The sequence below is a fragment of the Pectinatus frisingensis genome (genome assembly GCF_015732285.1).
Lineage (GTDB): Bacteria > Bacillota > Negativicutes > Selenomonadales > Selenomonadaceae > Pectinatus > Pectinatus frisingensis.
On record NZ_WIQU01000016.1, the window covers coordinates 33,614 to 58,329 of the forward strand.

Here is a 24,716-nt window from a genome sequence, read left to right on the forward strand (position 1 = left end):
TTTTGCAATAAAAAAAAGCTTCTCAATAACGAAAAAGCTTTTTTGTTGCGTTTTATTCTCAATATAATATATGGGCTATAACATAACCTACGCAACAACCTGTTGCTACACCGATTAATCCAGGTAATATAAAACTATGATTTATTACGTATTTACCGATACGTGTCGTACCCGAACGATCAAATCCAATACAAGCCAAATCGGAAGGATAAGTAGGAAGAACAAAATAACCATAGCAAGCGGAAATAAACGAAATAATAATCAACGGATTGACACCAACGCTCAAAGCCATGGGAACAACAATTGCCAATGCCGCTGCTTGTGAATTAACCAATTTTGATATTAAAAACAGTACTACTGCATAAGTCCAGGGATATTGAGTAACTATTTGGCCCAAAGTCTTTTTAAATCCGGGTAAATAAGCTCCAAAATAGGTTTCAGCCATCCACGCTACACCATAAACTGAAACAACTGCTACCATACCTGATTTAAATACTGAACCATTTGCTACGTCATTGACCTTTACTTTACAAACAAGTAAGATAATTGCCGCTATGACAAGCATACATAACTGGATAGTCGGAGTCATAGACAGGGGTTCCCATATTCCCTTGGCATTCGGAACAAGTGGCAATAATTCTTTCGGGAAACTGCCAAACAAGGCAATGACAACAATTCCTGCCAAAAAAATAAATGTAGCTTTATAAGCAGTAGCAGGTAATTTCATACTGGCAACAGATTCTTGCTGTTCTTCATAAATATAAGCCTGTTGTTCAAGATCAGCCAGCTTAGCCTGAAATACCGGATCTTTGTCCAAATCCTTACCACGTTTCAGACTCCATAGACCAGCTACAACCACCCCACAAAAAGTAGCCGGAATGGACACTATTAAAATCTGAACAACACCTAAAGGATGTGATGTATTCGCCAGCATAGCAACCATAGAAACTACAGCAACAGAAGCAGGTGAAGCACAAATTCCCATTTGCGAAGCTACTGAAGCGACTGCCATTGGACGTTCCGGACGAATGTTCTGCTTAATGGCAATATCGTAAATAATGGGAAACATCGTATAAACGACATGTCCTGTACCGCATAAAACAGTAAGAAACCATGTTGTAATTGGAGCCAATACAGTTATTTTCTGCGGATTTTTTCGCAGCAGTTTTTCTGCATATTTCAGCATTACATCAAGTCCCTTTGAAGCTTGCAAAAATCCTGAACAAGTGACAACAGCCATAATTGTCAGCATAACATCAATAGGCGGTTTTCCGGGAACCAGCCCGACAACAAAAACGAAGAAAGTTAAACCAATACCTGAAACTGCTGCTAAGCCTAATCCACCAAATCTAACACCAACGACCAAGCAGCCAATTAATACGATAAACCCTAATAATACCATGTGCCCCTCCTAAAATAAATAATAATGTTTATTATTAAATCTATATTATTCTATCAATCTGCCTGATTTTAGTCAAATTAAGAAAAACCATGAAAATAAACTTTTAAAATCTTAGTCAGACAAGGATTTACTATAAGGCAAAGATATTATTTCCATTTGATATTGATCATAAGTATCATATAAAATAAATTTAATTAATCATATAATTATTTTATAGCTGATAATAAATAAACCATATAATTGACAGCGCTTGTATTTTATACTATCATTATGAAGATATACAATTAATTAATATTGATACTATTTCCTGGAGGAATGTACGTAAATTATGACCACAAATGAAAAACTTAGAAATATTGCTATAATAGCCCATGTCGATCATGGCAAAACAACATTAGTTGACGCTATGTTAAAACAAAGTCATGTATTCCGTGCCAATGAACAAGTTGCTGAACGTGTTATGGATTCAAATGACTTAGAACGAGAACGCGGCATCACCATATTGTCAAAAAATACGGCTGTCATGTACAAAGGTATAAAGATAAACATCGTTGACACCCCCGGTCATGCTGATTTTGGTGGTGAAGTTGAACGTGTATTAAACATGGTTGACGGAGTGTTATTACTGGTAGATGCTTTTGAAGGTCCGATGCCACAGACTAAATATGTACTGCGTAAGGCATTGGAACAAAAATTAAAACCAATTGTTGTAATAAATAAAATTGACCGTCCTGATCAACGTGTCGATGATGTTTATGATGAAGTACTGGAATTATTTATGGAACTAGGCGCTGATGATGATCAACTGGATTTTCCGGTTGTTTATGCAGCAGCCCGTGACGGTATTGCTAAGCTTTCAATGGATGATGACAGCAAGGATTTAGGGCCTTTAATGGATCTGCTGATCAAAGAAATCCCAGCTCCCCGCGGTGATGCTGACGGACCCTTACAAATGATGGTTACTACACTTGATGCCGATGAATATGTCGGTCGTGTAGCTATAGGTCGGATTATTCGCGGCAGCGCCAGAGAAGGTCAAAATATCATCGTCATAAGCGGTGATGACCAAAGGAAAGCCAAAATCGGCCAGTTATTTGTTTACCAGGGTCTTAAACGTGTACTGGTTCCTAACGCTGAAATGGGTGAAATTGTAGCTGTTACAGGCTTAGGTGATATCAGTATTGGAGAAACCATCGCCGATGCCGAGCAGCCCGAAGCTTTACCAACTATCAATATTGACGAACCTACACTTTCAATGACGTTTGGTGTAAATACTAGTCCTTTTGCCGGTAAAGAAGGTAAGTTTGTAACATCCCGCCATCTGCGTGACAGACTATTTAAAGAAACTGAAACAAATGTAAGTTTGAAAGTGGAAGAAACAGATTCCGCAGATACCTTCAAGGTATCCGGTCGTGGTGAACTGCATTTATCTATATTAATAGAAACAATGCGCCGTGAAGGATTCGAACTGCAAATAGGCAAACCAGAAGTTATTTATAAGACTATTAATGAAAAATTATGTGAACCTATTGAAAATCTATCAATAGAAGTTCCTCAAGATTTCATGGGAACTGTCATGGAGTCTTTGGGAACACGTAAGGCTGAGCTATCTAATATGGTTGAATTGTCAGGTTATATCAGAATGGAATTCACCATACCGGCACGTGGCCTTATCGGCTTTAGGTCGGAGTTTTTAACTAATACCAAGGGAAATGGTATCATGAACCATGTTTTCCATGGTTATGCTCCATATAAAGGAGATATTCCCGGACGTGTCCGGGGTTCATTAGTAGCATTTGAACATGGTGAAACTACTGCATATGGTATTTATACACTACAGGATCGTGGTACAATGTTCATAGCACCTAATCAACAGGTTTATGAAGGCATGATCGTAGGAGAAAACAGTCGTGATATTGATATAGATATTAATCCTTGTAAGAAAAAAAATGTATCCAATATGCGTTCAAGCTCTGCTGATGAAGCAATCAGATTAACACCACCACGCATTCTAAGCCTGGAACAAGCTTTGGAATATATCAATAAAGATGAATTAGTCGAAGTAACACCAGAAAGCATTCGTTTGAGAAAGGCAGTACTCAATCGTCAGCAGCGTGGACGTATGAGAAAAAATACAAAATAATTTATAAAAAAATAAAATCTTTAGAAGGATTTTATTTCTTTATGTAGAATTGCAAATATAACAATCCTATTTCGACAGAAATTAAAACAGGGGGTGAATCTATTGAAGCTGATAAACAAAATAGCAAACATATTAATGCCAATTGAGGAAGAAATCGAGGAATCAGCAGAAAATACCACTTTTACGTCAGACGAAGCGGCAGACAATTTCGCAGGAGAACAGACACAGCCTGGCAGACCGGAATCCTCAGCAGTAAAAATGAACACAGCACCAATATCATCTGCACGTTCCCGTTTATCTGTACGTAAAAATAAATCCACTGACATGCAAATTCTTGTATTCAAGTTAAATTCTTTTGATGAGGTTAAATCTGTGGCCGATGAATTAAAACAAAAGCGCGCCACCCTTGTTAATTATGAAAAAGTCGATGTTGAAACACAAAAAAGAATCTGTGATTTTATCAATGGTGTTTGTTATGTACTGAATGGCGAAGTTAAACGTATATCCAGTACAATGGTATTATATGTCCCGGAAAACATCACTATTGGCAACGGTATTGTCAGAGGGGCCGACGGTATTTTCAGAAATGACCTTGCCAGTTAATTTTTGCTATTATAGCTAGTATGTTTGCAATTTAAAATCGTTTTATTTTTAATAGTTATCTTATAAAAGCCCTGAGAAAATCAGTATTTATTAACCGATTTTCTCAGGGCTTTTATTCATTATTTTTATTCATTGATTAATTTTTTATCAAATCTCAATACCGAGTAAATATTTGGCACCTATACCAAGTACATAGGAAAGTGCTGCTACCCCAAGACTAATAACAGCCATTTCAACAAATTTAGGCCAAAACGCAGCCGTCTGTACAACTGCAATATAAAAATTGAAAAGATATATTATTAATACAACTAACAATAACATAATGACAAATGCTGTCACATAATATTCATCCGGCAGCAATAAATATGGCATAATTAATATTATAACTGTTATAAGATATGCCATACCAGTATATACGCTTGATTTAACAGCATCTTCACTTTGATTTGCTCTTTGTGCCAAATAATTAGATGCTGCCATAGATAACGTAGCAGCCCCACCGGTTATAATAGCTGCCAATGCCACTAATTTAGTATTAGTCAGTGCAAACGTTACACCGGCTATAGTACCCGTTAACTCAACCAATGCATCATTAAGGCCCAATACCATTGAACCTACATATTTTAAACGCTCTTCATTTATCATACTGATGAGTTGATTTTCATGTTTTTCTTCCTGGTCACTGATTTCACGGGCAATTGGAATTTCTGCAGCAATATCATCTAATTCTTTCTTATCAAATTCCTCATTGCGTTCCAGTGACTTAATTATGAAAGTTTCTCCCAAAATAAAGAATAAAAATCTATAAAGAAAAATTTTTAAGTAATCTGGTTTTATATCATGATTAGTAAAACTTCTCCAACGTTTATAATGCTCATTTTCAACCTGTGATATTTCCAGTAACACATCTTTATTTTTGCTTTCATGCATTAAAACAGCAATTTTTTTATATAAAATACTTGCCGTTATTTCTGATTTTTGAAATTTTAATATGCGTTTATAATTTTTTTGCGATAATGTCATTTTATCTGCTTTCTTCTAAATATTTTAAAATATCGGCGGCATTGGTATCCGGTTTTACTTTAGGCATAACTTTTTCAATCAATCCCTGCTCATCAATAATATAAGTAGTACGAATCACGCCCATACTAACTTTTCCATAGGACTTTTTTTCCTGCCAGACATCGTAAGCCTTAATAGCTTGCAAATCCGGATCAGACAACAAAACAAATGGCAGGTTATATTTTTGAATAAATTTTTGATGTGAAGCTTCACTATCCTTGCTAATGCCAATAACCACTGTCTTTTGCACCATAAATTCATTATATGTGTTAGCAAAAGCGCAAGCCTGTCTGGTACATCCAGGTGTATTATCACGCGGATAAAAATATAATACCACTTTTTGTCCGAGAAAATCAGTTAAATTAAATATTTTACCATTTTTATCAGGCAGTTCAAAATCAGGAGCTCTATCGCCAACCTTTAACATTTTTCATTTCTCCTTTGTAAAAATACCAGATCATACTCTGTTGAAAACTGAGCACAATACACGTATGATAAACAATCAAATTCTTTTAGCTCTGCAATACTGTTCACATTATTTTCCGCAAGCCAGCGAACCATTGCACCTCGCGCCATTTTACATTTTATTCCTTTTTCAACAAGATGTCCTTCACATAATTCGGCAAAAATACAATTAAACACTGAAATTTCTGATGGTAAATTGCTGATAAGCATCTTGCTGTACTCTCGTGATGCCAGATTCAAAAGCAAATCATCATTTATCGGACAGTCGTAATTTAATTGCTCTTTCCAATATGCATAAAGGTCCTTAAATCTATCAGTCAGTACTTTAGACTGCATCTCCAGACGATATGGCACAACGCCATCCAAAGGGCGCAGCAAACCATAAAGACCCGACATTATAAATAAATGCTTATTGATATATTGTAACTGATTTATTTCAAATACACCAGGAGCCATATATTTATACTGAATTCCATCATAAGCCATAATGGCTGGTCAAATTATGATATAAATCCATTGTTTTGATTCGTTCATAATTTAATTGAGCAATAGCATCATTACATTTCCACATTTTCTGCAAGTCAGTATAATCAACCTGTTGCAATATAGCTAACAATTCTTTTGCAGCGTTGATAAATAAAGGATAACTGCGTACCGGCAGACTGTTAGTATCAACTACCATTTTTTTAGCCGGAGAAATTATTATCTGCACACTCGCACCATCCATTCGATTAAAATAGTGTAATCATTACTATTACACCTGTATTATAACAAAATAATACTAATACATAAACCTCTTTATAAAAAGGCTGCATGACAAATTAATATTACTTGCCATGCAGCCATGTAAGGGGATATTCCTTATTTTCAGATGAGCTGGGAGGATCAGCTGAAAAATAAGGCTATATTATCCGGCATAAATACATTCTTTAGGGGGGAAAACGTATTTACGCCGGGGAAATATGCAACTGTTACAAAATTAATTATCTCCAAGATTTTCAGCCAGAATATCAGCAATGTGCTTAATTTTTATATTAGGTGCCATCTTATCTATACCTCCACCGATCTGCATCATACAGGCCGGACAGGCCACTGCCACAGTGGTGGCACCACTTTCCTTGATATTCTTTAATTTTCTATTTAAAAGCTGTATTGATAAATCAGCATACTTCATGCCAAAAGAACCTGCCATACCGCAGCATTGATCAGCACCGGTCATTTCCACAAATTCATAACCTGGAGCAGACTTCAATAATTCACGCGGTTCTTTATAAATTCCCAAACTGCGCCGCATGTGACATGAATCATGATAAGTAATTCTTTCCTTGCCTGCAGTATTTTTCAGCCGGCCATTATCAGCATAAATCTGTTCAACAAAAGAACTAAATTCTTTTAATTTTTTACTCAGCTTTTCAGCCCGTTCCAGCCAGACTTTATCATCTTTAAATAGTTCTTTATATGTTTGTTCCAATGTTTCAGCACAAGTAGGACAGGCCGCAATTACATAATCAGCATTAGTTGCTTCTAATGCTGCTATATTTTGTTTTGCCAGTCTACGAGCCGTATCCAAATCTCCGGCACCGATTATCGGCTTACCACAGCAGTTCTGTTCCTGTGGATAAATTACTTCAGCCCCAATATCTTGTAATACTTTCACCACTGATTCGCCAGTCTCTGGAAATACGAAATCAAGATTACAGCCACTAAAAAATGCTATCCGCATTTTAGGATTGGCAGGATTATTCTGCAATAATTTTTCTGCTCTATCTCGAAATGGTTTATCAGCTATTGCAGGTAAACTACGGCCTTCCGTCATCTTAGCGAAAAACAATGGCAGATTGCGGATAAATTTACCTGATTTTACAGGTTTTTGTCCAAGTGAAGCTGCTCGCAGCAATGAATGAAAAACTTTACGATTAGTCATTATTTTTTGGAATATCATTTTTTCAGGGAAGGATAAGCCTTTTTTGGCTACTTGACGATTACGCAGTTCCTGAATTAAATCAGGTATATTTATCTTACCGGGGCAAACCGTAGTACAGCGACGGCAGCCTATACATAAATCACTAAACTGGGAAAATTCATCCAACCCATTTAATAATCCGGTCAATATTGCACCTATCCCGCCAGAATAAATATGCCCGTAAACATTACCGCCTACTGTTGACCATATAGGGCAGACATTAAGACATGATGCGCAACGCACACACTGATAAACTTCTTTCATTACCGGATCATGAGCAGCTTTTAGACGGCCATTATCCAGCAATATAGCATAGACTTTCTTATTTTCTTCAACCATTTCACCATTTTTTTCACGAATTATCGGTGTAGGCCCGTCAACTAAAGTCAAATAGCTTACCATTCGCTGACCTGTACCATTACGTGGTAAAAGTCGCATTATCTTTGATGCATCGCTGGTTTTTGGTATAAGTTTTTCATACCCCATTATAATTACATGAATTGGTGGTATAGTGGTAACGATGCGGCCATTGCCTTCATTAGTTACAAGACCGATTGCCCCATTTTCTGCAATGCCGAAATTAGCTCCTGATATACCCATATCTGCATTCAAAAATTCTTTACGTAATACCCGTCTGGCAGTTTGTACCATAAAGGGAATATCACTGGGAATATCTTCTTTAAGTTCATCAGAAAAAAACTTGGCACACTGATTTCGATTTAGATGAATAGCCGGCATTACCATATGTGAAGGATGCTGACCGGCAACCGACAACATCCATTCACCCAAGTCAGTTTCTTTTACACGCAGTCCCTGCTCTTCCAAATAATCATTAAGCCTTATTTCTTCCGTTGCCATTGATTTAGATTTAACAATATTATGGACATCATTTTCCTGGCATATTTTCAACAATATTTTCTTTAACTCATCGCCGTCTTTAGCCCGAAAAACTTTACCGCCTCTTTGTTCCAATGAAGTTTGAAATTCATCGGCCAATTCCTCAACATGAGCAACTGAATATTGTTTCATGTCGCGCAAATCATCGCGTAATTCGTCTATATCTGCAACATTGGCATAAGCTTTGGCTCTTGCGGCAGGATATTGTTGGGAAAAATTCTCCAGATTACTGCGCAGGATTGGATCATGTATCTTTGATTCTATTTCTGCCTTGATATTACGTGTTTCCATTTTTATCACTCCGTTTTATCTACTGCCATTAGTATCAGACGACTCGGGCCATGTACACCCAGAGTTAAAACTCTTTCTATATCAGAAGTACGGCTTGGACCCGTTACAAAACCCGTATAACCTCTGTCAAAAACCTGTTCCAATATTTCAAAAGCCTCTGTCATTGTATCAACAATATTATTTTTATTCATAAAGACAATATTGATTGCCGGCAGCATACTTACCAATCTTGCTTCATAGGCATAATTATCAACACAAACGCTGCCAGTTTCTCCCACACCAAATTCTGCTGTTGATATTCCTATATCAATAGACGGAGCATTTTTAGCAATAGTAAACTTATCTGTATATACTTGATACTGTTGTCCCAGATTATTATACACAGCCTGCAGTTCAGGATAGTCTTCACCATTAACAGCACCAATTTTTTCGGCATCAGCAGCTGCGATAACTTTATTTATTATTGGCAGTGCCTCATCATATGTTTTTATTTCATGCAATTCCACGGCTGCCGCCAATGCATTTTCTTTAAACGCCGGCCAATAATTTTTGTCGATAAAACCTTTATCCAAATATTTCTGCCATTCATGACATATTTTTTTCACCTTGTTCCACTCCCTGGTAAGTTCTATAAATTTTTGAATATGAACCGGTAAATCAATCCTGACAAACTTTATGAGGATTTAATATATTAAGCGGATCAAAAACCTGCTTAATTCCTTGCATGATAGCAATAGCTTTATCTGGCATAGATTCTTTTAAATATTCTTTTTTTGCGTAACCTATACCATGTTCGCCGGACACGTTTCCTTTTAAACTGCGTGCCTTTGTATACATTTTTTCCATTGTTGCCTTAAGAACTTTTTGCCACTGTTCGTCATTCAATTGGTCTTTCAAGATATAAGCATGAAGATTCCCGTCACCTGCATGTCCAAAGCATTTTATCCGTACACCAATTTCTTTTTGCAAGTCATGAATATATTCAACAAAATCATTCACCATACTGCGTGGTACTACCACATCCACTTCATCCATCATCGTTGTGGAACTTTTTATTGCTTCAAGGAATGCTCCTCTGGCCTTCCAAATAGCTTCCGCACGTTCTTCAGTATCAGCAATGAGAATATCTGCAGCACCTTGTTCTAAGCATATCTGAGCTACCCCATCATAATAAGAGGCAATTTCTTCCAGTGTATTACCATCAAACTTTAGTAATAAATACGCATCAGCCTGATTGTCCGGAAATTTTCTCCCCAGATATTCTTCAGCATCTATAATTACTTCTCGTTCCATAAACTCTATTGCAGTTGGAATTGCCTTTGATTTTATTATCGGTGGCACCGCCCCTATCGCCTGAGCCAAAGTTGGAAACGGAACGAGCAGACTAACCGTTTTTTGCGGCAGCGGCAGCAGCTTCAATATTGCCTTAGTTATCACTGCCAACGTCCCCTCTGAACCGATAATAACATCTTTTAGATCATAACCGGAACTATTTTTTACAGCTTTTCCACCTACAGTCATCACTGTACCGTCTGCCAGTACAATTTCAAGACCACGTATATAATCACGGGTAACACCAAATTTTACAGCTCTCATTCCACCAGCATTAGTACTGATGTTACCGCCTATTGTAGCTGATTTTTCACCAGGATCAGGTGGATAGAAATAACCTCTTTTTTCTACATAATCAGCCAGTTCCATCAATAGCACACCTGGTTCCAATGTAAGTGTGAGATTTTGTTCATCCAATTCCAAAAAATGATTCATTAATGTAGTATCAAGCATTATACCATGTTCTATGGCAACTGAAGCCCCAACCAAACCAGTACCAGCGCCACGCGGAGTTATAGCAATGTTATTCTGACTGGCATAACGCATAAGCTTTGCCACTTCCTCAGTTGACACCACTCTTGCAACAATATCTGGATAATACTGTCCTGCGCTTAATTCATCATGACTGTATTCTTCATTGACTTCTTTAGCCCACAAAAGGCGATCCCGGTCAATAAATTCTGCAATATTATTAAGGTCCTTTTCATCAACTTGTTTATAGGGTTTCATAATATAGTTCCCCCTGTTTTAATTTTCTGGATAAGTTCTGGTATTATATCATAAATATCCGCAGTTATAGCATAATTTGCCGTTTTGAATATGGCCGCTTTAGGATCGCTATTTATAGCAATAATCGTTTCAGCATGATTCATGCCCGCAACAAACTGCACGGAACCTGATACTCCGCAGGTTATTATTAATTTAGGCCTTACAGTACGGCCGCTCAGACCGATCTGCCTTTTTGGATCAACCCAGCCAGCTTCCACTAACGGCCTTGTTGAGGCAAGTTCCCCACCCAGACTTTTTGCCAGATCTTCTATCAATTTCAAATCCTGCCGTTTCTTGACTCCCCGGCCGGCTACAACAATGACATCAGCTGCATCTATCGTTTTTTCCTTTGGTTTTTGAGTTATGCCCAACACTTCTATATTGGCTTTAAGTTTTTCTTCGGCTATTTCCAGTTTTTCTATCTGTCCAGATACGCTGTCGATCCATTTAGGTGCATCCATAACCTTATAACGTACTGTAGCCATTTGCGGACGATTATTAGGTGTCAGTATTTCTGCCATGATATTACCGCCAAAAGCCGGACGTATCTGAACAAGATCAGTATTTTCTTTAATATCGAGAATAGTACAATCTGCCGTAAGACCGGTATTAAATCGTGCTGCCGTACGCGGTGCCAATTGTCTGCCGACTGATGTTGCTCCCACCAAAATAGCACTGGGTTTTACTTTATTGATAAATTCTTCAAAAACACTAGTATAAGCTTCAATTTTAAAATATTCTAACTCTGGTTTGTCACATACATATACTTTATCAGCACCATAATGCAGTAATTCTTCTGCAGCATGCTCTATATTACTGCCAATAAATAATGCATATACTGGTTGATGAATTTTTGCTGCTAACTCCTTAGCTTTGCCTAAAAGTTCATATGTCACAGGATGCACTGCTCCATCCACATGATCTACATATACGGCGATCCCCCGCCATTTAGTCTTATCAATTGCCGGTACTTTTTTATCTTCAACATACTCGACGGCACCTTTAGGTCCTTTTTTTACGCAGATTCGGCACATACGGCAGCCGGCAGTGATCGTTATTTTACCATCCTTTTCCTGCATGGCGCCAAATGGACATAAAGCTGCCAATGCTTTTGCATCAGTAATTTTTTCTTGGTGTACAACGAGTTTGGCCATTTTTTTCTCCTCTTTATTATGCGATAAATTTCTTTTCTTTTAGTGTTTCGTAAATTTTTACTGCCAATTCTTCAGTTGTTCCCTGCCAATGCTGCTGCACCTTATCACTGACCGGTGGAAAAATTCTCTGCACATGCGTCGGTGAACCATTCAAACCATATTTATTCTCATCTTGATCTTCCATATCGCTGAAAGTAAAAACATCAATATCCTTTTTGCTGGTTTCTTTTTGCTTTAGATACGATGGCAAACGCGGTTGGTAAATATCTTTTTGTACCGTCAACAAACAGGGAAAATAAATTTTAATTCGTTCAATATCCTGCGGCATATCCATGTCGACAATGATATTATCTTTTTCTACTTTTTCAATTCTTTGTACATTACAGACACTGGGAATTTTAAGCTGCTCAGCGACCTCCGGTCCCACCTGCGCCGTGTCTCCATCAGTGGTCTGTAAACCACATAATATTATGTCAAAATCGCCAAATCTTTTTATACCTTGTGACAATGTCCGGCTTGTCGCCAATACATCTGCCCCGCCAAATTTTCTATCTGTTATCAATGCTCCTTCGTCAGCTCCCATTGAAAAAGCCTCGTAGAGTACTGCTTTTGCCTGCGGTGGTCCCATAGTAATAACACTTACTGTCCCACCGTATTTTTCTTTCAGCCTTACACCTGTTTCCAAAGCATACAAATCATATGGATTCATCTTGCTATCGGCGCCATTTCTTTTCAAGACACCGGTTTTTTCGTCAACTTCTACCTTATTAGTACCGGGAACTTGTTTTATACACACCAATATTTTCATTTTACTTCTCCCCTAAACATGTATTATCACTGCAGTTTATATTGCTGCATATTTCTATTTGATGGAACCGCTAACAGTTTCCTTGCTAAAAACACCAAACAAAATGACACTAATAGAATTAGTATGCTGCTGGCTGAAATCACTGTATTTCCAGCAGTTTGTGCCACTGATGAACCTGCTTCGGTCCCCAACAGGGCCACAAATAAATCTTTATAGAAATAAATGATACAACAAATAATCGCCAATAAAATCATGGAATGTTTCATACTGAATTTATATATTTCGCCTTCCTTGCCGGTTAAACCAGTGGTACCTGCTGCAATAGCAATGGACTGCGGTGAAATCATTTTACCAACTGCACCACCGGCTAAATTGGCACCTATCCCCATTACAGGCATTATTCCTACAGCAGAAAAAGCTGTTGTCTGCAACTTACCAAAAAGTGCATTTGCCGATGTATCAGACCCGGTGACAAAAACACCCAGCCAGCCGACAATCGGAGCAAATAAGGGGAACAAGTCACCGGTTTTTGAAACCAGCAACCCCATTGTCGTTGTCATGCCGCTGTTATTAGCAACATACGCATAAGCCAAAACACCACTTATAGTCAATAAAGCAATTTTTAATTCATTTAAAGTCGAACCAAAAATACTGAACGATTTACTTAAAGGGACTCGTAAAATAATACATGACATAAATGCTGCGATAATTATTCCGGTGCCTGCCGCCGAAAGCCAGTTGAAATTAAATATTGCCGGTGATACTTTATCAGTAGTGCCATTTATTATAGCATTGTGCAAAAAAGGCAGCGGAAAAGCAATGCTGACCATATCCAGTAATTTTGCTACACTCTTCATTCCCCAGTCAGCAATAAACACAATTAGCACAATGAACGGACTCCATGCTCTTATAATAGCTTTTTTACTAAGTACGGTATTGTTTTGAACAGATTCGCTTTCACCTTCAAACCGATATATGTGCTTTGGCTGCCATACTTTAAGAAATAAAACCAATGCAATCATTGAAGCCAGCGATGCTGTTATATCAGGTAAAATTGGTCCTACAAAATATGATGTCAGGCACATCGGTATTGAAAAGGTCACAGACGTTACCAGTACTGCCGGCCATACTTCTTTTATACCTTTCAGTCCGCTCATGACTATGATAAGATAAAAGGGAACAATAAAACCGATTATTGGACAGATGAACGCTAACAATTTAGCCAGATAATCTCCTGAAAACCCAGTTACCTGAGCTGCTACCAATACCGGTATGCCTAACCCGCCAAAGGCAACCGGAGCGGTATTAGCCAACAAACTTAAGCATGCTGCTTTTTTTGCTTTAAAACCCATACCTATCAACATTGCTGAAGTTATTGCCACCGGAGTTCCAAAACCGGCGGCACCTTCTAAAAATGCTCCGAAGGAAAAAGCAATCAGTAAAACTTGAAGCCGGCGATCATCAGTGATCGATACAATGGATTTTTTTATTATTTCAAATTGACCTGTTTTTACACTTATGTTATAAAGGAATACTGCTCCTATTACGATCCAGCCAATCGGAAATAAACCATATAAAGCTCCATGAACCGCCGACATGGCCGACAGTACAATGGGCATCTTATACACCCACCCAGCTATTATTATGGCCAAAACAGTAGTAGATAATGCAGCCAGATGGCCTTTAATTTTAAATACTATCAATACCACGAAGAAATAGACAATCGGTAAAAATGCTAATATTGCTGATAAAACCATATTATTGACCGGGTCAAAATTCTGTATATACATCTTATCGCTCCCCATGTAGTAAATTTTGTCGATATTTTCAAGCCGCAATACTATTCCTAATATACTTTGTTATATTGCCATTGTTCACCTACATTTCCTATTTTTCAAATTTTTCGCTCAATTATCATCTTTTCCAAAACTGAAAAGTCTCCAAATCTTTTTGTATTCTTTTCAGTAAAATAATAATTAATAATAATTTTCTCAGTACCGATTTGTATTATGCCTTTATAATACGAAGAAAACAGCTATAAAGTCAATGCAGTCAATGGTTACAATAAATTGTCTTGAATAAAAAATCAATTCATTATTTTCTTTATTTAACAGGGATAAAAATAGCTTGGAAATTACCTTGAATATCAGTGAAAATGTTTATTCAAAAATTCATTTCATGATAACAGATATGAATAATGTATACATATTTTTTATTGATTTTTATTGAATTTTTAAATTCAATAACATTATCAGTAAAAATAGTTTATAATAATACTATTATAAACTATCTATATCAATTAATTATTGTCCATAATAACGGACATAAAAAAATAGAACCATATTATAAATAAAACCAATTCTAAGACATTTTTAAAATAAATCAAATTCCTTGGCTGCGTGAATAATTTTAGGTTATGTTATATAATGTTTATATAAGTGTAAGATATCTTATATATTTCGGAGGTAGTTTTTGCTATGGTAAATAATTTTTCAATGGCATTAAAACATTTAATCAAGTTTTCCGGTATCAAAATAAGCAGTCTGGCTGATTTTATAAGCTATGATGTTTCCTATATCAGTAAGTGGTGCAACGGCAACAATCAACCATCACCTAAGCATGTTAACCGCATTAATCAACTTATCGCATCATTTATTGCAAAAGAATTGATGCGGCAAAATCGAGCTTATCCCTTTTTCAACGAATTCAATATATCAATAGAGACAACATTATCTGCAGAGGATATGAAAATACGTTTACTTGATGAATTAGAAAATTTTCTAAATAATGCTTATTACCAAAGCAGTCCGAGTGACCCCAGCAACAAACTCTGCAGAGAATCTGCCAATCTGTCTGCCCAAACTATTATTGGCAGAACTAATGTGAAAAAGTTCTTCAATAATGAATTGGCTCCTTTGCTAAGCAGCATAAAGGGAAAAATTGTCATATACGTGACCGGTGATGTCACTATGGCATTACATAATAACAGCATGGCTGATTTTCTTGCTCATTGCCAATTTTCTACTACTGATATCGACATACATATCGGCTGTAATTTAAACAAACTTCAACAAAAATCTGATGACTTTATTGATTCATTCTATGAATTATTAAATAAACACTTGCAAATAAATTTTCATGTTTACGACAATAAGGATTATACTAATTCAAATATAATATTGTTAAAAGATTATTTTGCTATGCAATACTCAATACATTCCGATGATTCTATTGACATATGCACTTATATAACCGATAAAAAAATAATAAAAGACATTTTTGAACGTACCCGTGACAAATTCAATCGCAGCAATTATGTATTAGAGCCTAAAAGTGATATAGAATTAATTCGTTTTCGTTCCTTTTTTTATCTCAACAGCCAGCTTCTGCTATTTTGTGCCAAGGGATTTGAGTTTTTCCTGCCACCGCAGGCATTTAACCGTCTACTGCGTTCTTCTGCCAATTATCGCTATTCTTCCGATTTGCAAGAAACAATAAAAAACATGCAAATAACATGGGAGGAACAATTTGATGAAGCCCATATAGATTTTTTTATGCCTGAGGCAAATATTGTAAATTATATAGAAACAGGATCACTCACTTATGGTGAAATCGATTATGTAACTTCCCCTGAAGAACGTGAACTGCAGCTGCAGCAATTGATAAAATCCATGAAAAAAAATCCTAATATAATCATTCATGTATTGACTGCATCACGCCCGCAAAATGATCAGGATTATGCCAAACTATCTTATTACAGCAATAACAGTACCGCTTATCTCAAAAAGAATCGTAGTTTTCTGCAAAAAAAAGATAAGACAATTTATATGATCAAATCACCACTATTAATTGACAAATTTAATCATTTTTTCCGCAGTTTGAACAGCAAAGCCAATTGTCATATATTTTCTGCAGAGGATATTGAAAAAACATACAAAAAAAATAGTGCCTTATTGCACCGGATTTGGGAAAAAAATACACCGGATATACAATCAAAATAATTGTATATCCGGTGTTAATCAGCCATCATAAAATATTTTTTATTCTTGTAACCGGAGCTGTCAAGTCCATGTGTCCGCTTAGTGCATCCAATGGCTTACCTTCGACATAGAATCGAACCGCTTTTACCTCTTGAAAATTAGTCAATGTATCAACTATGGAACCAATCAACATAAGTTCACCGGTTGAACCACCGGTAAAATTTTTTACAAAAGCATTATTAAAATTAACAGTGACAATACCTGCATTATCAATACCCGTATTTAATAATTGTGTGTTTTTAGGAATAACATTAGTACCTTCACCCTTTTTGGGTCCTTGCAGCAGTTCATTTACTGCCGCACTGTATTTATCGGTTCCTGCCAAATTCACTGTTCTGTCAGCAGCAAGTAATTTCTCACCGTTTTCATTAGGAAAATAAATAATCAATTTAACTTTTTTTAGTTGCTGGCCGCTAGCAGATGATTTACTTTTTGTATCAGCCAGCCCGTTAGCTGTTATTTGATTGTTTTGTTGTTCACTTTGTGAATTTTCCTGACCAGTACCACATCCAGCCGTTATTAATAACCCTATAACTAACAATGCTGCTAAAACTGCCCTTAATTGATTCAAATCAGTTGCCCCCTATTCATTCCGCCTGAAAATATTTATTAATTCCCCGGCAAATTGCCTGAGCCATTAGTGTTTGGAATGTATCGCTGTTTAATAAAGACTCTTCATTGTAATTGGAAATAAAAGCCAATTCTATAAGAATAGAAGGCATCGAAGTATGTTTCAAAACATAAAAATTGGCTTCTGATGTACCACGATCAGTCAAGCCATTAGCTTGTATCATTTCTGACTGAACAAACGAAGCCAGCTGCTGCCCTTGATACGATGGTCCATAATAAAAAGTTTCTGTTCCATTCGCAGTTGGATTAGTAAAAGAATTAGCATGTATACTGATAAAAATATCTGTGTTCTTCAAAAACTCCGCCACATTTACCCGCGCCTGCAGCTCTTCGGCCGCGCTATCATTTGGTGCATATACATCTTTATCCGTCGTACGGGTCATAACTACCGCAGCACCATTACTAACCAGTATATTATAAACTTTTTGTGCAACAGCCAGAGTAATTGTTTTTTCCATTATTCCATCAGGCCCCACAGCACCTGAATCACTGCCACCATGACCAGGGTCAAGTACAATTGTATGTCCGGCTACAGCCGATAACGACATATTATTAGGTTTATTAGGCATTTTCTTGACATCTATTGTCAAGGCCGAACCTGATAAATGCCGCTCTTGTGAAAGCAAATGACTTTTATAATCCGCCAATCCTGCATTATACGGCAGCGAAATAACAGCCTGTATATCATTACCCTTTTGTTGAAAACTTATTTGCTGAGCAATGGTACCATCTAAATCAATTTGTTTTAAATTATCATTTTTCAACCTAGTATTAAAAATTGTTAATAAAAGCTGCTTATTATTATCAGGATTAACTTGCAAATTATACTTTTGATTTACACTGTCTAATTTTATTTCCATATGCAGATAATTTTCATCAGCTGATGCTTTTAAGATACTATAACGAAAATCTCTTACTGTAGGTACCGAAGCTGAACAAACTGCCTGCACGAGAAACATCAAAGACAAAAATAAAAAAATTATTTTTTTTGACAAAGCCAATCTCACTTTCTTTTAATCTTGTTATTCCATGTTTAATATTCACTGTTGCGAAATTCTCTAATTGCTCTAATAATCAGATTTATATGTCTGTATGTAACCAATACTTAACAGTGTGCAGTTTTAAAGTTGCAATAAACCTACACTTAGTTTTATTGCTTCATCTACACTCTTCATTATGTGTTTATCCAATGTAGTAATTTTATTGCCGAGCCTTTTTTTATCTATTGTTCGCAATTGTTCCAATAAAACGACAGAATCGCGTTCTAATTTACACTTATTTGCCTTTAACTCGACATGTGTGGGAAGCTTCCCCTTAGTTATTTGTGCAGTTATAGCCGCAACAATAATAGTAGGACTATATTTATTACCAATATTATTTTGCAATATCAACACGGGACGCGATCCGCCCTGCTCCGAACCAATCACCGGACTGAGATTCGCATAGAAAATATCTCCGCGTTTTATTCCACTGCGACTATTTTTTTGATGTTCCTCCATATAGACCTTCTTCCGCTAATGTTATATTTATTGACCCCATTTCCTCATAGCCTTTCTTCATCTGTTCACATAATTTTCCCATAACGTTTCTATGTTTGCAATACACGACATACGCTTGTGCTGCCCTGCATAACAGTTCTTCATGACTGGTTTGTTCAGTTTTAGCCAATTTTTCCAACTCGCCCGCTAAATCACCAGGCAAATCGATTACCACACGTTTGCATACGGACAATAAAATCCCCTCCATACAGCAATATAACAGGATACAATAATAGATAGTATAGAATTTTTACTTCAAATTGTCAATTTTCTCTGTTGGAAAAATATTACCCGATAACCCGGAAACAAACACTATAAATTAAAATACAGCATAAAATCAAACATACCACAAATAAAATGAGTTTGATTTTATGCTGTATTTAAAAATTTATTCTCAATCTGTCAAATAAGATGATGCTCACTCATAAGTACTTTAAGACAATCGTAGTTTGCCGATTCCATATCAGTCAACGGCATACGTAGATTTCCCATGTTATACCCCATTATTTTTAATGCTGTTTTCACCGGAATAGGATTAACTTCACTAAATAATGCCGTAATAAGCCTTGCCCAGTCAATCTGCAGCTGAGCAGCTCCGGTAACATCTCCGGCAAAATATAACTGACACATATCATGCGTAATGTTAGGTGCAATATTGGAAAGCACAGAAATTACCCCTTTGCCCCCTAACGAAAGAATTGGGATAATCTGATCATCATTACCTGAATAGATATTGAGTTCATCACCGCAAAGTGCCCTTGTTTTTAATACAGCTGAAATATCACCATTGGCTTCTTTCACAGCGACAATACGGGGATGTTTAGCAAGCTGTGCATAGGTCTCTGGTTTTATGTTTACACCAGTGCGCGAAGGAACATTATATAAAATAACCGGAATATTTATACTATCGGCAATCTGAGTAAAATGTTTTACTAATCCTTTTTGTGTACACTTATTGTAATAAGGCGTCACTGATAAAATGGCATCAGCCCCAGCTTCCTCAGCAAAACGCGATAATTGTACCGCATATGCAGTATCATTTGAACCTGTGCCGGCAATAACCGGTATACGTCCATGTACTTCATCTACTGTAAATTTTATAATTTCCTTATGTTCCTCATCACTCATGGTCGAGGCTTCACCAGAAGTTCCGGCAATGACCACAGCATCGGTATGATTGGCAATCTGAAATTCGAGCATTTTTTTTAATTCAGGATAATTAATCCCCGTTGTCGTAAATGGAGTAGCAATAGCAACAGCCGCACCCTTGAATATTAGCTTTTTCATACAAAACACCTCTGATATTTAATTTCAGGCCTCAAAAATATTACTTAAAGATTTAAATATATCTTTATGCTTTGCTAATTTGGCTTCATTGCCCACCACGCAAATAGCACTATCAGTCAGGCAATCATTAATTAATTCTGCCAAATTCTGTATATCCGCCTGTTTAATTCCCAAAACTTCATTTCGCACATTTTGAATATCAGCATCGCAAATATTACGGATATAAGCAACATCCGCAGCTCTTGCCTTACCGGCAGGTGTAAGTGGTGTATCTAAGGTACTTATTGTCCCAATTATATATTTGGTCATTTCACGCTTGCTGACATTAAATTCCTTTAAAAATTTGACCATATCTTTATAAACCTGCAATGTCTCGGTAAGGTTAGGATCGCGATATGATCCAAAATATAAATCACCATCGGAACCAAATTTAACAAACGCACCATACGCTCCGCCTAGTACCCGTATTCTATTCCAGAAATAAGTACAGCGCAATATAGTAGATAATACCAATAATGAACCGTTATATGCATAACCTTTCCTGACAAAATTGGCACCACAGCCCACATACTGTACTAAACTGGAAGATTGAAACCCCTCGTTACGTTTGTTTATCTTAAAGGGAAACGTCTCAGCCGGATACTCAGCGGTATCCAGATTACTTACAAATTCAGTAAATTTACTTTCAAATATATTGTATTGTGTATCCCTCATCGTTACACTGACTAACAAGTTGCTGCGAGTAAAAACACGTTTCAGTATTTCTGTAAAGTCAGCACATATTTCTTCATATTTTTCATCAAAATGGTCTGACAAATTTTTGATAAAGCCATAAAAAGCCAATCCGCCTTGTTCATTATACGCGCCCGATGGTGTAAAATAAGAAGAAAGCCTTGAAGCAACGATCTGCTGGGCTGAATTAAGCATCTCCAGCTCCATATTAGTCTTTGATTGTATTATCAATTCTTTTAAACGTTTTTTATCGCTAAATTTGCTGGTAAAGATAATTTGATACAGCAACTCAAATAATTCCGGCAGTTTATTGACAAGTGCCTTACTTTTAACAGTAAGTTTAGGCAGAAGCGAATCCGGTTCACCTTTACGACTGTATGCTGATAAATCAAAAGTTATACCGCCGGTGTTAAGATTTACAGCGTTAGCCAACTCTTCATAAGAATATTTTGCAGTAGCAACATTACGCAGAATATCAACTAATAAAAATGCCTGAGGTAATTTATCAACTGGTATTACAGAAGCATCAAAATAAAAATCAACATATGCTATACCATTAGTATTTATGTTATGCTTCAATATTTTTACATCGGCAATATTGTCATGTTCAATAATAAACTTCCTTGCCTGTTTATTAATATCGTTTAAACTCAGCATAGGTATTGTCAATAATGCTTCTGGTGAATCAGGTGTCTGTTGACGCATCTTTAGTTTTTTTGTGTCAGCAATTATTTTCGTAATTTCCTGTGAGGACATTGCTGCCTTTTTAACCGCCATATCAGTTACTGTCTTTTGCTCGTCTGCCGCTGCTATTTTATCATCAGGGATAAAAGTGAAGAGTAATTTATGGGGATTATCAATAATAACTCTTTTTAATAATTTTTCAAAGTAATCGGTAGATATATTGGCCTTCATATCGGCCAAGAGATTTTCATACTGCAAATAGATTATTGGATCACCGTCATATAGCCAGCTTTTCATCAACTGGATATTATAAATGAGTCCCTTCGGTGCTTGTCCAAAATCTGCTTCACGCAATTTAAATTCAGTTATATTAAAAGCTGCCTGCAATAATGTTTTATCAATGCCATTATCTATAATATCATTAATCGTATCAACAAATATCTTCTGAAACTTATCTATATTCTCCGGTTCCGCACCAGTCACAGTGACATTCCACCAAGGCTGCATAAGCCCGTAATCAAAAGATGATGAGACATCTGCGCCAATACCGGCTTTTATAAGAGCATTTCGTAGCGGTGCCGATTGTGATTTAAATAATACATAATCCAATAAATCCAATGCAAAACATTCGGTTGCATCGACTGATGTTCCATGACTAAAATTATAACTAAGAAAAGTTTTGTTCTTTTTATCCTCGTTTGAAGAAACGGGATAAACATCACACAATTTTTTTTCAGCTGCAAAAGGCTGCTGTTTATCTATATGTGATACAATATCAATTCTGGTAAAATTACTAAGATAGGCATCATTGAAAAACTGCAGTTTTTGCAATATATCCATTTTCCCGTACAAGTAAATATAACTGTTGGCAGGATGATAATATTTTTTATGAAAATCAATAAAATCTTTTTGTGTGAGAGTCGGAATACTCACCGGATCACCGCCTGATTCAAAGGCATAGGTATTATCAGGGAACATATTATTTAAAAGTTTCCTTTCCAATAATTCTTCCGGTGAAGATAAGGCCCCTTTCATTTCATTGTACACAACACCGCTGTATTTAAGGGGAGCATCAACATCATTGATTTCATAATGCCACCCCTCCTGCATAAGAATCTCCGGTACTTGTGTCATCAAAGGATAAAAAACAGCATCAAGATAAACATCAATGAGATTTTGAAAATCTTTATCATTTTGACTGGCAACCGGATACATTGTTTTATCAGGAAAAGTCATGGCATTTAGAAAAGTATTTAAAGATCCCTTTAATAATTCCACGAAAGGTTCCTTTATAGGAAATTTTCTTGAGCCGCATAATGTTGAATGTTCAATTATATGAGCCACACCGGTGTCATCAGTCGGCGTAGTACGGAAAGTTATTGAAAACACCTTATTGTCATCATCATTGGACAGATATAAAAGACGTGCCCCACTTTTTTCATGAACAAATTGATATGCTATACTATCCAGTTCCCCTATCGGGGTTATACGGTTTAATTTAAAACCGTGATATATCTTATTATTTTCAAGTTCCAAGTTATTACTCCTCTATATAATACTAATTTCAACAAATTAAACAGTGAGTTAAATAATTATATGCTTGAATTATATCAGAAAATTCATATTCTATAAAGAGAAAAGTTTTGCAGATAGGTCAAAACCATTTTTGTATTACAGCTATTTTAGCATAAAACAAAATATGTTGAACTGAAAATTATAGGGTTGTATAATAAAAGCATTAAAAATATAACTATGAATAGGGTAATTGATATTCAATATAAGCAATAACATTTAGTATAGGGAGAATAACCATGACAAGGAAGCACCCATATAAAGCTGTAATGCTGTGTGCAGCATGTGCTGCGGCATTTACTTTGTCCACTTTTTTAACAATACCAAATGCGGCTGCATTCAGCCTTGATAACTTAGGAGGCAGCTTAATAGGTGTAGCAGCTTATTATGCCAGACTCGATTCCTCCGTTAACTATTGTGATAATGACGGTCGCGGTGAATATTTCAACAAAATGAAGGAACAATATGGTGTTGATGCTGATCCCACTAAAAATGCAATATTAGATGATATCATGGCACGTTTATCATCATCAATAGCGCAAAACGATCCGAAAATAAGAGAAAAGCCCTACAATTACTTTGTCAATCCCGATAAATCTTTTAACGCATTCTGTTCATTAGGACATAATTTAAGTGTCAATTCTGGTTTGTTTGACTTATTAAATAACAATGAAGATGAAATTGCTTTTGTTGTTGGGCATGAAATGGCACATGGACAGCAGGAACATGTAAAAAAAGGAATAAAAAAATCATTGCCGATAAATATCATTGCCAGTGTTTGGGGATCACAGGCAGGCAGCAGCCTGGAAATCATAGGTATAGATGTACTTGCCAAACAGGCTGATGCCAATATTATTACCAAACCACAAGAATGGCAGGCAGATAATATTGGTTATGGTTATGCAGTCGGTGCCGGTTATAATCCGGGTGCAGGTGCCGCCGTATGGCAGCGATTTATTGAAAAAATGGGAAAAGACCGATCCAATTTTGTTGGCGAAATATTTTCTCCTTCGGACCATCCTAAGGAAGCTGACCGACGTGACAACTATTCCCAAAAAATCACTCAGTACAGCAATAATCATGTCACGGTAAAAGATGGTATAGTTAAAATCAATGGTAAAGAATTTTTACATGCCGCCAATACTGAAATAATGAGTGGTGATGAACGGGCTTTTCTGATTGGCGGTGCATTGGCTGCTGTCTATCACAATAACACTACCATACCTCAAGCATATATAGGTTCAAATAATTATCTCTATTTGGGCAATCAGGACATTTTTATCCCGACAGTAAATGATGGAGCTCCACAATTTCTGGTAAATAAATTAAATATGATAAAATAAAT

General features: G+C 36.4%; 21 protein-coding genes. 4 read left to right on the forward strand and 17 right to left on the reverse strand.

Annotated elements, in window-relative coordinates; genetic code table 11:
* Positions 1-58: 58 nt before the first annotated feature.
* Positions 59-1,402, reverse strand: a complete 1,344-nt coding sequence (locus I6751_RS02135) for an anaerobic C4-dicarboxylate transporter (protein WP_196590489.1) — start codon at positions 1,400-1,402, stop codon at positions 59-61.
* Positions 1,403-1,730: 328 nt separating this feature from the next.
* On the opposite strand from I6751_RS02135, the gene typA reads away from it, so the two are divergent.
* Entirely contained in the window at positions 1,731-3,545 is a 1,815-nt protein-coding gene (typA, locus tag I6751_RS02140) for a translational GTPase TypA (RefSeq protein ID WP_196590488.1), read from the forward strand.
* Positions 3,546-3,647: 102 nt separating this feature from the next.
* Entirely contained in the window at positions 3,648-4,148 is a 501-nt protein-coding gene (locus tag I6751_RS02145) for a cell division protein SepF (protein WP_182185601.1), read from the forward strand.
* Between the two features lie 147 nt (positions 4,149-4,295).
* On the opposite strand, the gene I6751_RS02150 is transcribed toward I6751_RS02145, so the two are convergent.
* The 10 genes from I6751_RS02150 to I6751_RS02195 all read right to left on the reverse strand — a co-directional run bounded on the left by I6751_RS02150 (position 4,296) and on the right by I6751_RS02195 (position 14,678).
* Positions 4,296-5,171, reverse strand: a complete 876-nt coding sequence (locus I6751_RS02150) for a VIT1/CCC1 transporter family protein (protein WP_196590487.1) — start codon at positions 5,169-5,171, stop codon at positions 4,296-4,298.
* Between the two features lies 1 nt (position 5,172).
* Positions 5,173-5,637, reverse strand: a complete 465-nt coding sequence (gene bcp, locus I6751_RS02155) for a thioredoxin-dependent thiol peroxidase (RefSeq protein WP_196590486.1) — start codon at positions 5,635-5,637, stop codon at positions 5,173-5,175.
* The gene (locus tag I6751_RS02160) at positions 5,631-6,161 is read right to left on the reverse strand and encodes a YaaA family protein (RefSeq protein ID WP_196598974.1); all 531 of its coding nucleotides are present in this window, start codon (positions 6,159-6,161) and stop codon (positions 5,631-5,633) included. Before I6751_RS02160 ends, bcp begins: the two co-directional genes overlap by 7 nt.
* On the reverse strand, positions 6,151-6,387 hold the full coding sequence (gene yaaA, locus I6751_RS13985) for a peroxide stress protein YaaA (protein ID WP_196598975.1): 237 nt from the start codon (positions 6,385-6,387) through the stop codon (positions 6,151-6,153). Before yaaA ends, I6751_RS02160 begins: the two co-directional genes overlap by 11 nt.
* 267 nt (positions 6,388-6,654) lie before the next feature.
* Entirely contained in the window at positions 6,655-8,826 is a 2,172-nt protein-coding gene (gene ldhH, locus I6751_RS02170; protein ID WP_196590484.1) for an L-lactate dehydrogenase (quinone) large subunit LdhH, read from the reverse strand.
* 5 nt (positions 8,827-8,831) lie between these two features.
* Positions 8,832-9,431 (reverse strand): LutC/YkgG family protein, encoded by a 600-nt coding sequence (locus tag I6751_RS02175; RefSeq protein WP_182185610.1) that lies wholly within the window; start codon positions 9,429-9,431, stop codon positions 8,832-8,834.
* Positions 9,432-9,483: 52 nt separating this feature from the next.
* On the reverse strand, positions 9,484-10,887 hold the full coding sequence (locus I6751_RS02180) for an FAD-binding oxidoreductase (RefSeq protein ID WP_182185611.1): 1,404 nt from the start codon (positions 10,885-10,887) through the stop codon (positions 9,484-9,486).
* Positions 10,884-12,080 carry an electron transfer flavoprotein subunit alpha gene (locus tag I6751_RS02185; RefSeq protein WP_182185613.1) on the reverse strand — a complete coding sequence of 399 codons (1,197 nt, stop codon included), beginning with the start codon at positions 12,078-12,080 and terminating at the stop codon, positions 10,884-10,886. Before I6751_RS02185 ends, I6751_RS02180 begins: the two co-directional genes overlap by 4 nt.
* Positions 12,081-12,096: 16 nt before the next feature.
* Positions 12,097-12,888 carry an electron transfer flavoprotein subunit beta/FixA family protein gene (locus I6751_RS02190; protein ID WP_196590483.1) on the reverse strand — a complete coding sequence of 264 codons (792 nt, stop codon included), beginning with the start codon at positions 12,886-12,888 and terminating at the stop codon, positions 12,097-12,099.
* Positions 12,889-12,914: 26 nt separating this feature from the next.
* Positions 12,915-14,678, reverse strand: a complete 1,764-nt coding sequence (locus I6751_RS02195; protein WP_196590482.1) for an L-lactate permease — start codon at positions 14,676-14,678, stop codon at positions 12,915-12,917.
* A 687-nt stretch (positions 14,679-15,365) separates the two neighbouring features.
* Between I6751_RS02195 and I6751_RS02200 the strand changes: the two genes are divergently transcribed.
* Entirely contained in the window at positions 15,366-16,889 is a 1,524-nt protein-coding gene (locus I6751_RS02200; RefSeq protein WP_196590481.1) for a helix-turn-helix domain-containing protein, read from the forward strand.
* A 25-nt stretch (positions 16,890-16,914) separates the two neighbouring features.
* On the opposite strand, the gene I6751_RS02205 is transcribed toward I6751_RS02200, so the two are convergent.
* From I6751_RS02205 to I6751_RS02230, 6 genes are all read right to left on the reverse strand, one after another.
* Complete coding sequence (locus I6751_RS02205; RefSeq protein ID WP_182185620.1) at positions 16,915-17,499, reverse strand: GerMN domain-containing protein; 585 nt, start codon at positions 17,497-17,499, stop codon at positions 16,915-16,917.
* Between the two features lie 16 nt (positions 17,500-17,515).
* Positions 17,516-18,553 (reverse strand): N-acetylmuramoyl-L-alanine amidase family protein, encoded by a 1,038-nt coding sequence (locus I6751_RS02210; protein ID WP_231037804.1) that lies wholly within the window; start codon positions 18,551-18,553, stop codon positions 17,516-17,518.
* 126 nt (positions 18,554-18,679) lie between these two features.
* Positions 18,680-19,057: a type II toxin-antitoxin system PemK/MazF family toxin gene (locus I6751_RS02215; RefSeq protein WP_182185622.1), complete on the reverse strand. Its 378-nt coding sequence runs from the start codon at positions 19,055-19,057 to the stop codon at positions 18,680-18,682.
* Entirely contained in the window at positions 19,035-19,289 is a 255-nt protein-coding gene (locus I6751_RS02220; protein ID WP_182185624.1) for a CopG family transcriptional regulator, read from the reverse strand. The genes I6751_RS02215 and I6751_RS02220 overlap by 23 nt, the downstream gene beginning before the upstream one ends.
* Before the next feature lie 209 nt (positions 19,290-19,498).
* Positions 19,499-20,383 carry a 4-hydroxy-tetrahydrodipicolinate synthase gene (dapA, locus tag I6751_RS02225; protein WP_182185626.1) on the reverse strand — a complete coding sequence of 295 codons (885 nt, stop codon included), beginning with the start codon at positions 20,381-20,383 and terminating at the stop codon, positions 19,499-19,501.
* A gap of 24 nt (positions 20,384-20,407) precedes the next feature.
* Positions 20,408-23,335, reverse strand: coding sequence for an insulinase family protein (locus I6751_RS02230; protein ID WP_196590480.1), 2,928 nt, complete (start codon positions 23,333-23,335; stop codon positions 20,408-20,410).
* A gap of 275 nt (positions 23,336-23,610) precedes the next feature.
* Here I6751_RS02230 and I6751_RS02235 point away from each other — a divergent pair, with 275 nt between their 5' ends.
* A complete protein-coding gene (locus tag I6751_RS02235; protein WP_196590479.1) occupies positions 23,611-24,714 on the forward strand; it encodes a M48 family metallopeptidase in 1,104 nt (367 codons plus the stop codon).
* Positions 24,715-24,716: the final 2 nt, after the last annotated feature.

Coding starts and splice junctions, on each gene's coding strand:
- I6751_RS02180 (WP_182185611.1), bottom strand. CDS start 10,887: ATGAAACCCTATAAACAAGTTGATGAAAAGGACCTTAATAATATTGCA.
- I6751_RS02215 (WP_182185622.1), bottom strand. CDS start 19,057: ATGGAGGAACATCAAAAAAATAGTCGCAGTGGAATAAAACGCGGAGAT.
- I6751_RS02195 (WP_196590482.1), bottom strand. CDS start 14,678: ATGTATATACAGAATTTTGACCCGGTCAATAATATGGTTTTATCAGCA.
- bcp (WP_196590486.1), bottom strand. CDS start 5,637: ATGTTAAAGGTTGGCGATAGAGCTCCTGATTTTGAACTGCCTGATAAA.
- I6751_RS02150 (WP_196590487.1), bottom strand. CDS start 5,171: ATGACATTATCGCAAAAAAATTATAAACGCATATTAAAATTTCAAAAA.
- I6751_RS02185 (WP_182185613.1), bottom strand. CDS start 12,080: ATGGCCAAACTCGTTGTACACCAAGAAAAAATTACTGATGCAAAAGCA.
- ldhH (WP_196590484.1), bottom strand. CDS start 8,826: ATGGAAACACGTAATATCAAGGCAGAAATAGAATCAAAGATACATGAT.
- I6751_RS02190 (WP_196590483.1), bottom strand. CDS start 12,888: ATGAAAATATTGGTGTGTATAAAACAAGTTCCCGGTACTAATAAGGTA.
- typA (WP_196590488.1), top strand. CDS start 1,731: ATGACCACAAATGAAAAACTTAGAAATATTGCTATAATAGCCCATGTC.
- I6751_RS02160 (WP_196598974.1), bottom strand. CDS start 6,161: ATGGCTTATGATGGAATTCAGTATAAATATATGGCTCCTGGTGTATTT.
- I6751_RS02235 (WP_196590479.1), top strand. CDS start 23,611: ATGACAAGGAAGCACCCATATAAAGCTGTAATGCTGTGTGCAGCATGT.
- I6751_RS02200 (WP_196590481.1), top strand. CDS start 15,366: ATGGTAAATAATTTTTCAATGGCATTAAAACATTTAATCAAGTTTTCC.
- I6751_RS02135 (WP_196590489.1), bottom strand. CDS start 1,402: ATGGTATTATTAGGGTTTATCGTATTAATTGGCTGCTTGGTCGTTGGT.
- dapA (WP_182185626.1), bottom strand. CDS start 20,383: ATGAAAAAGCTAATATTCAAGGGTGCGGCTGTTGCTATTGCTACTCCA.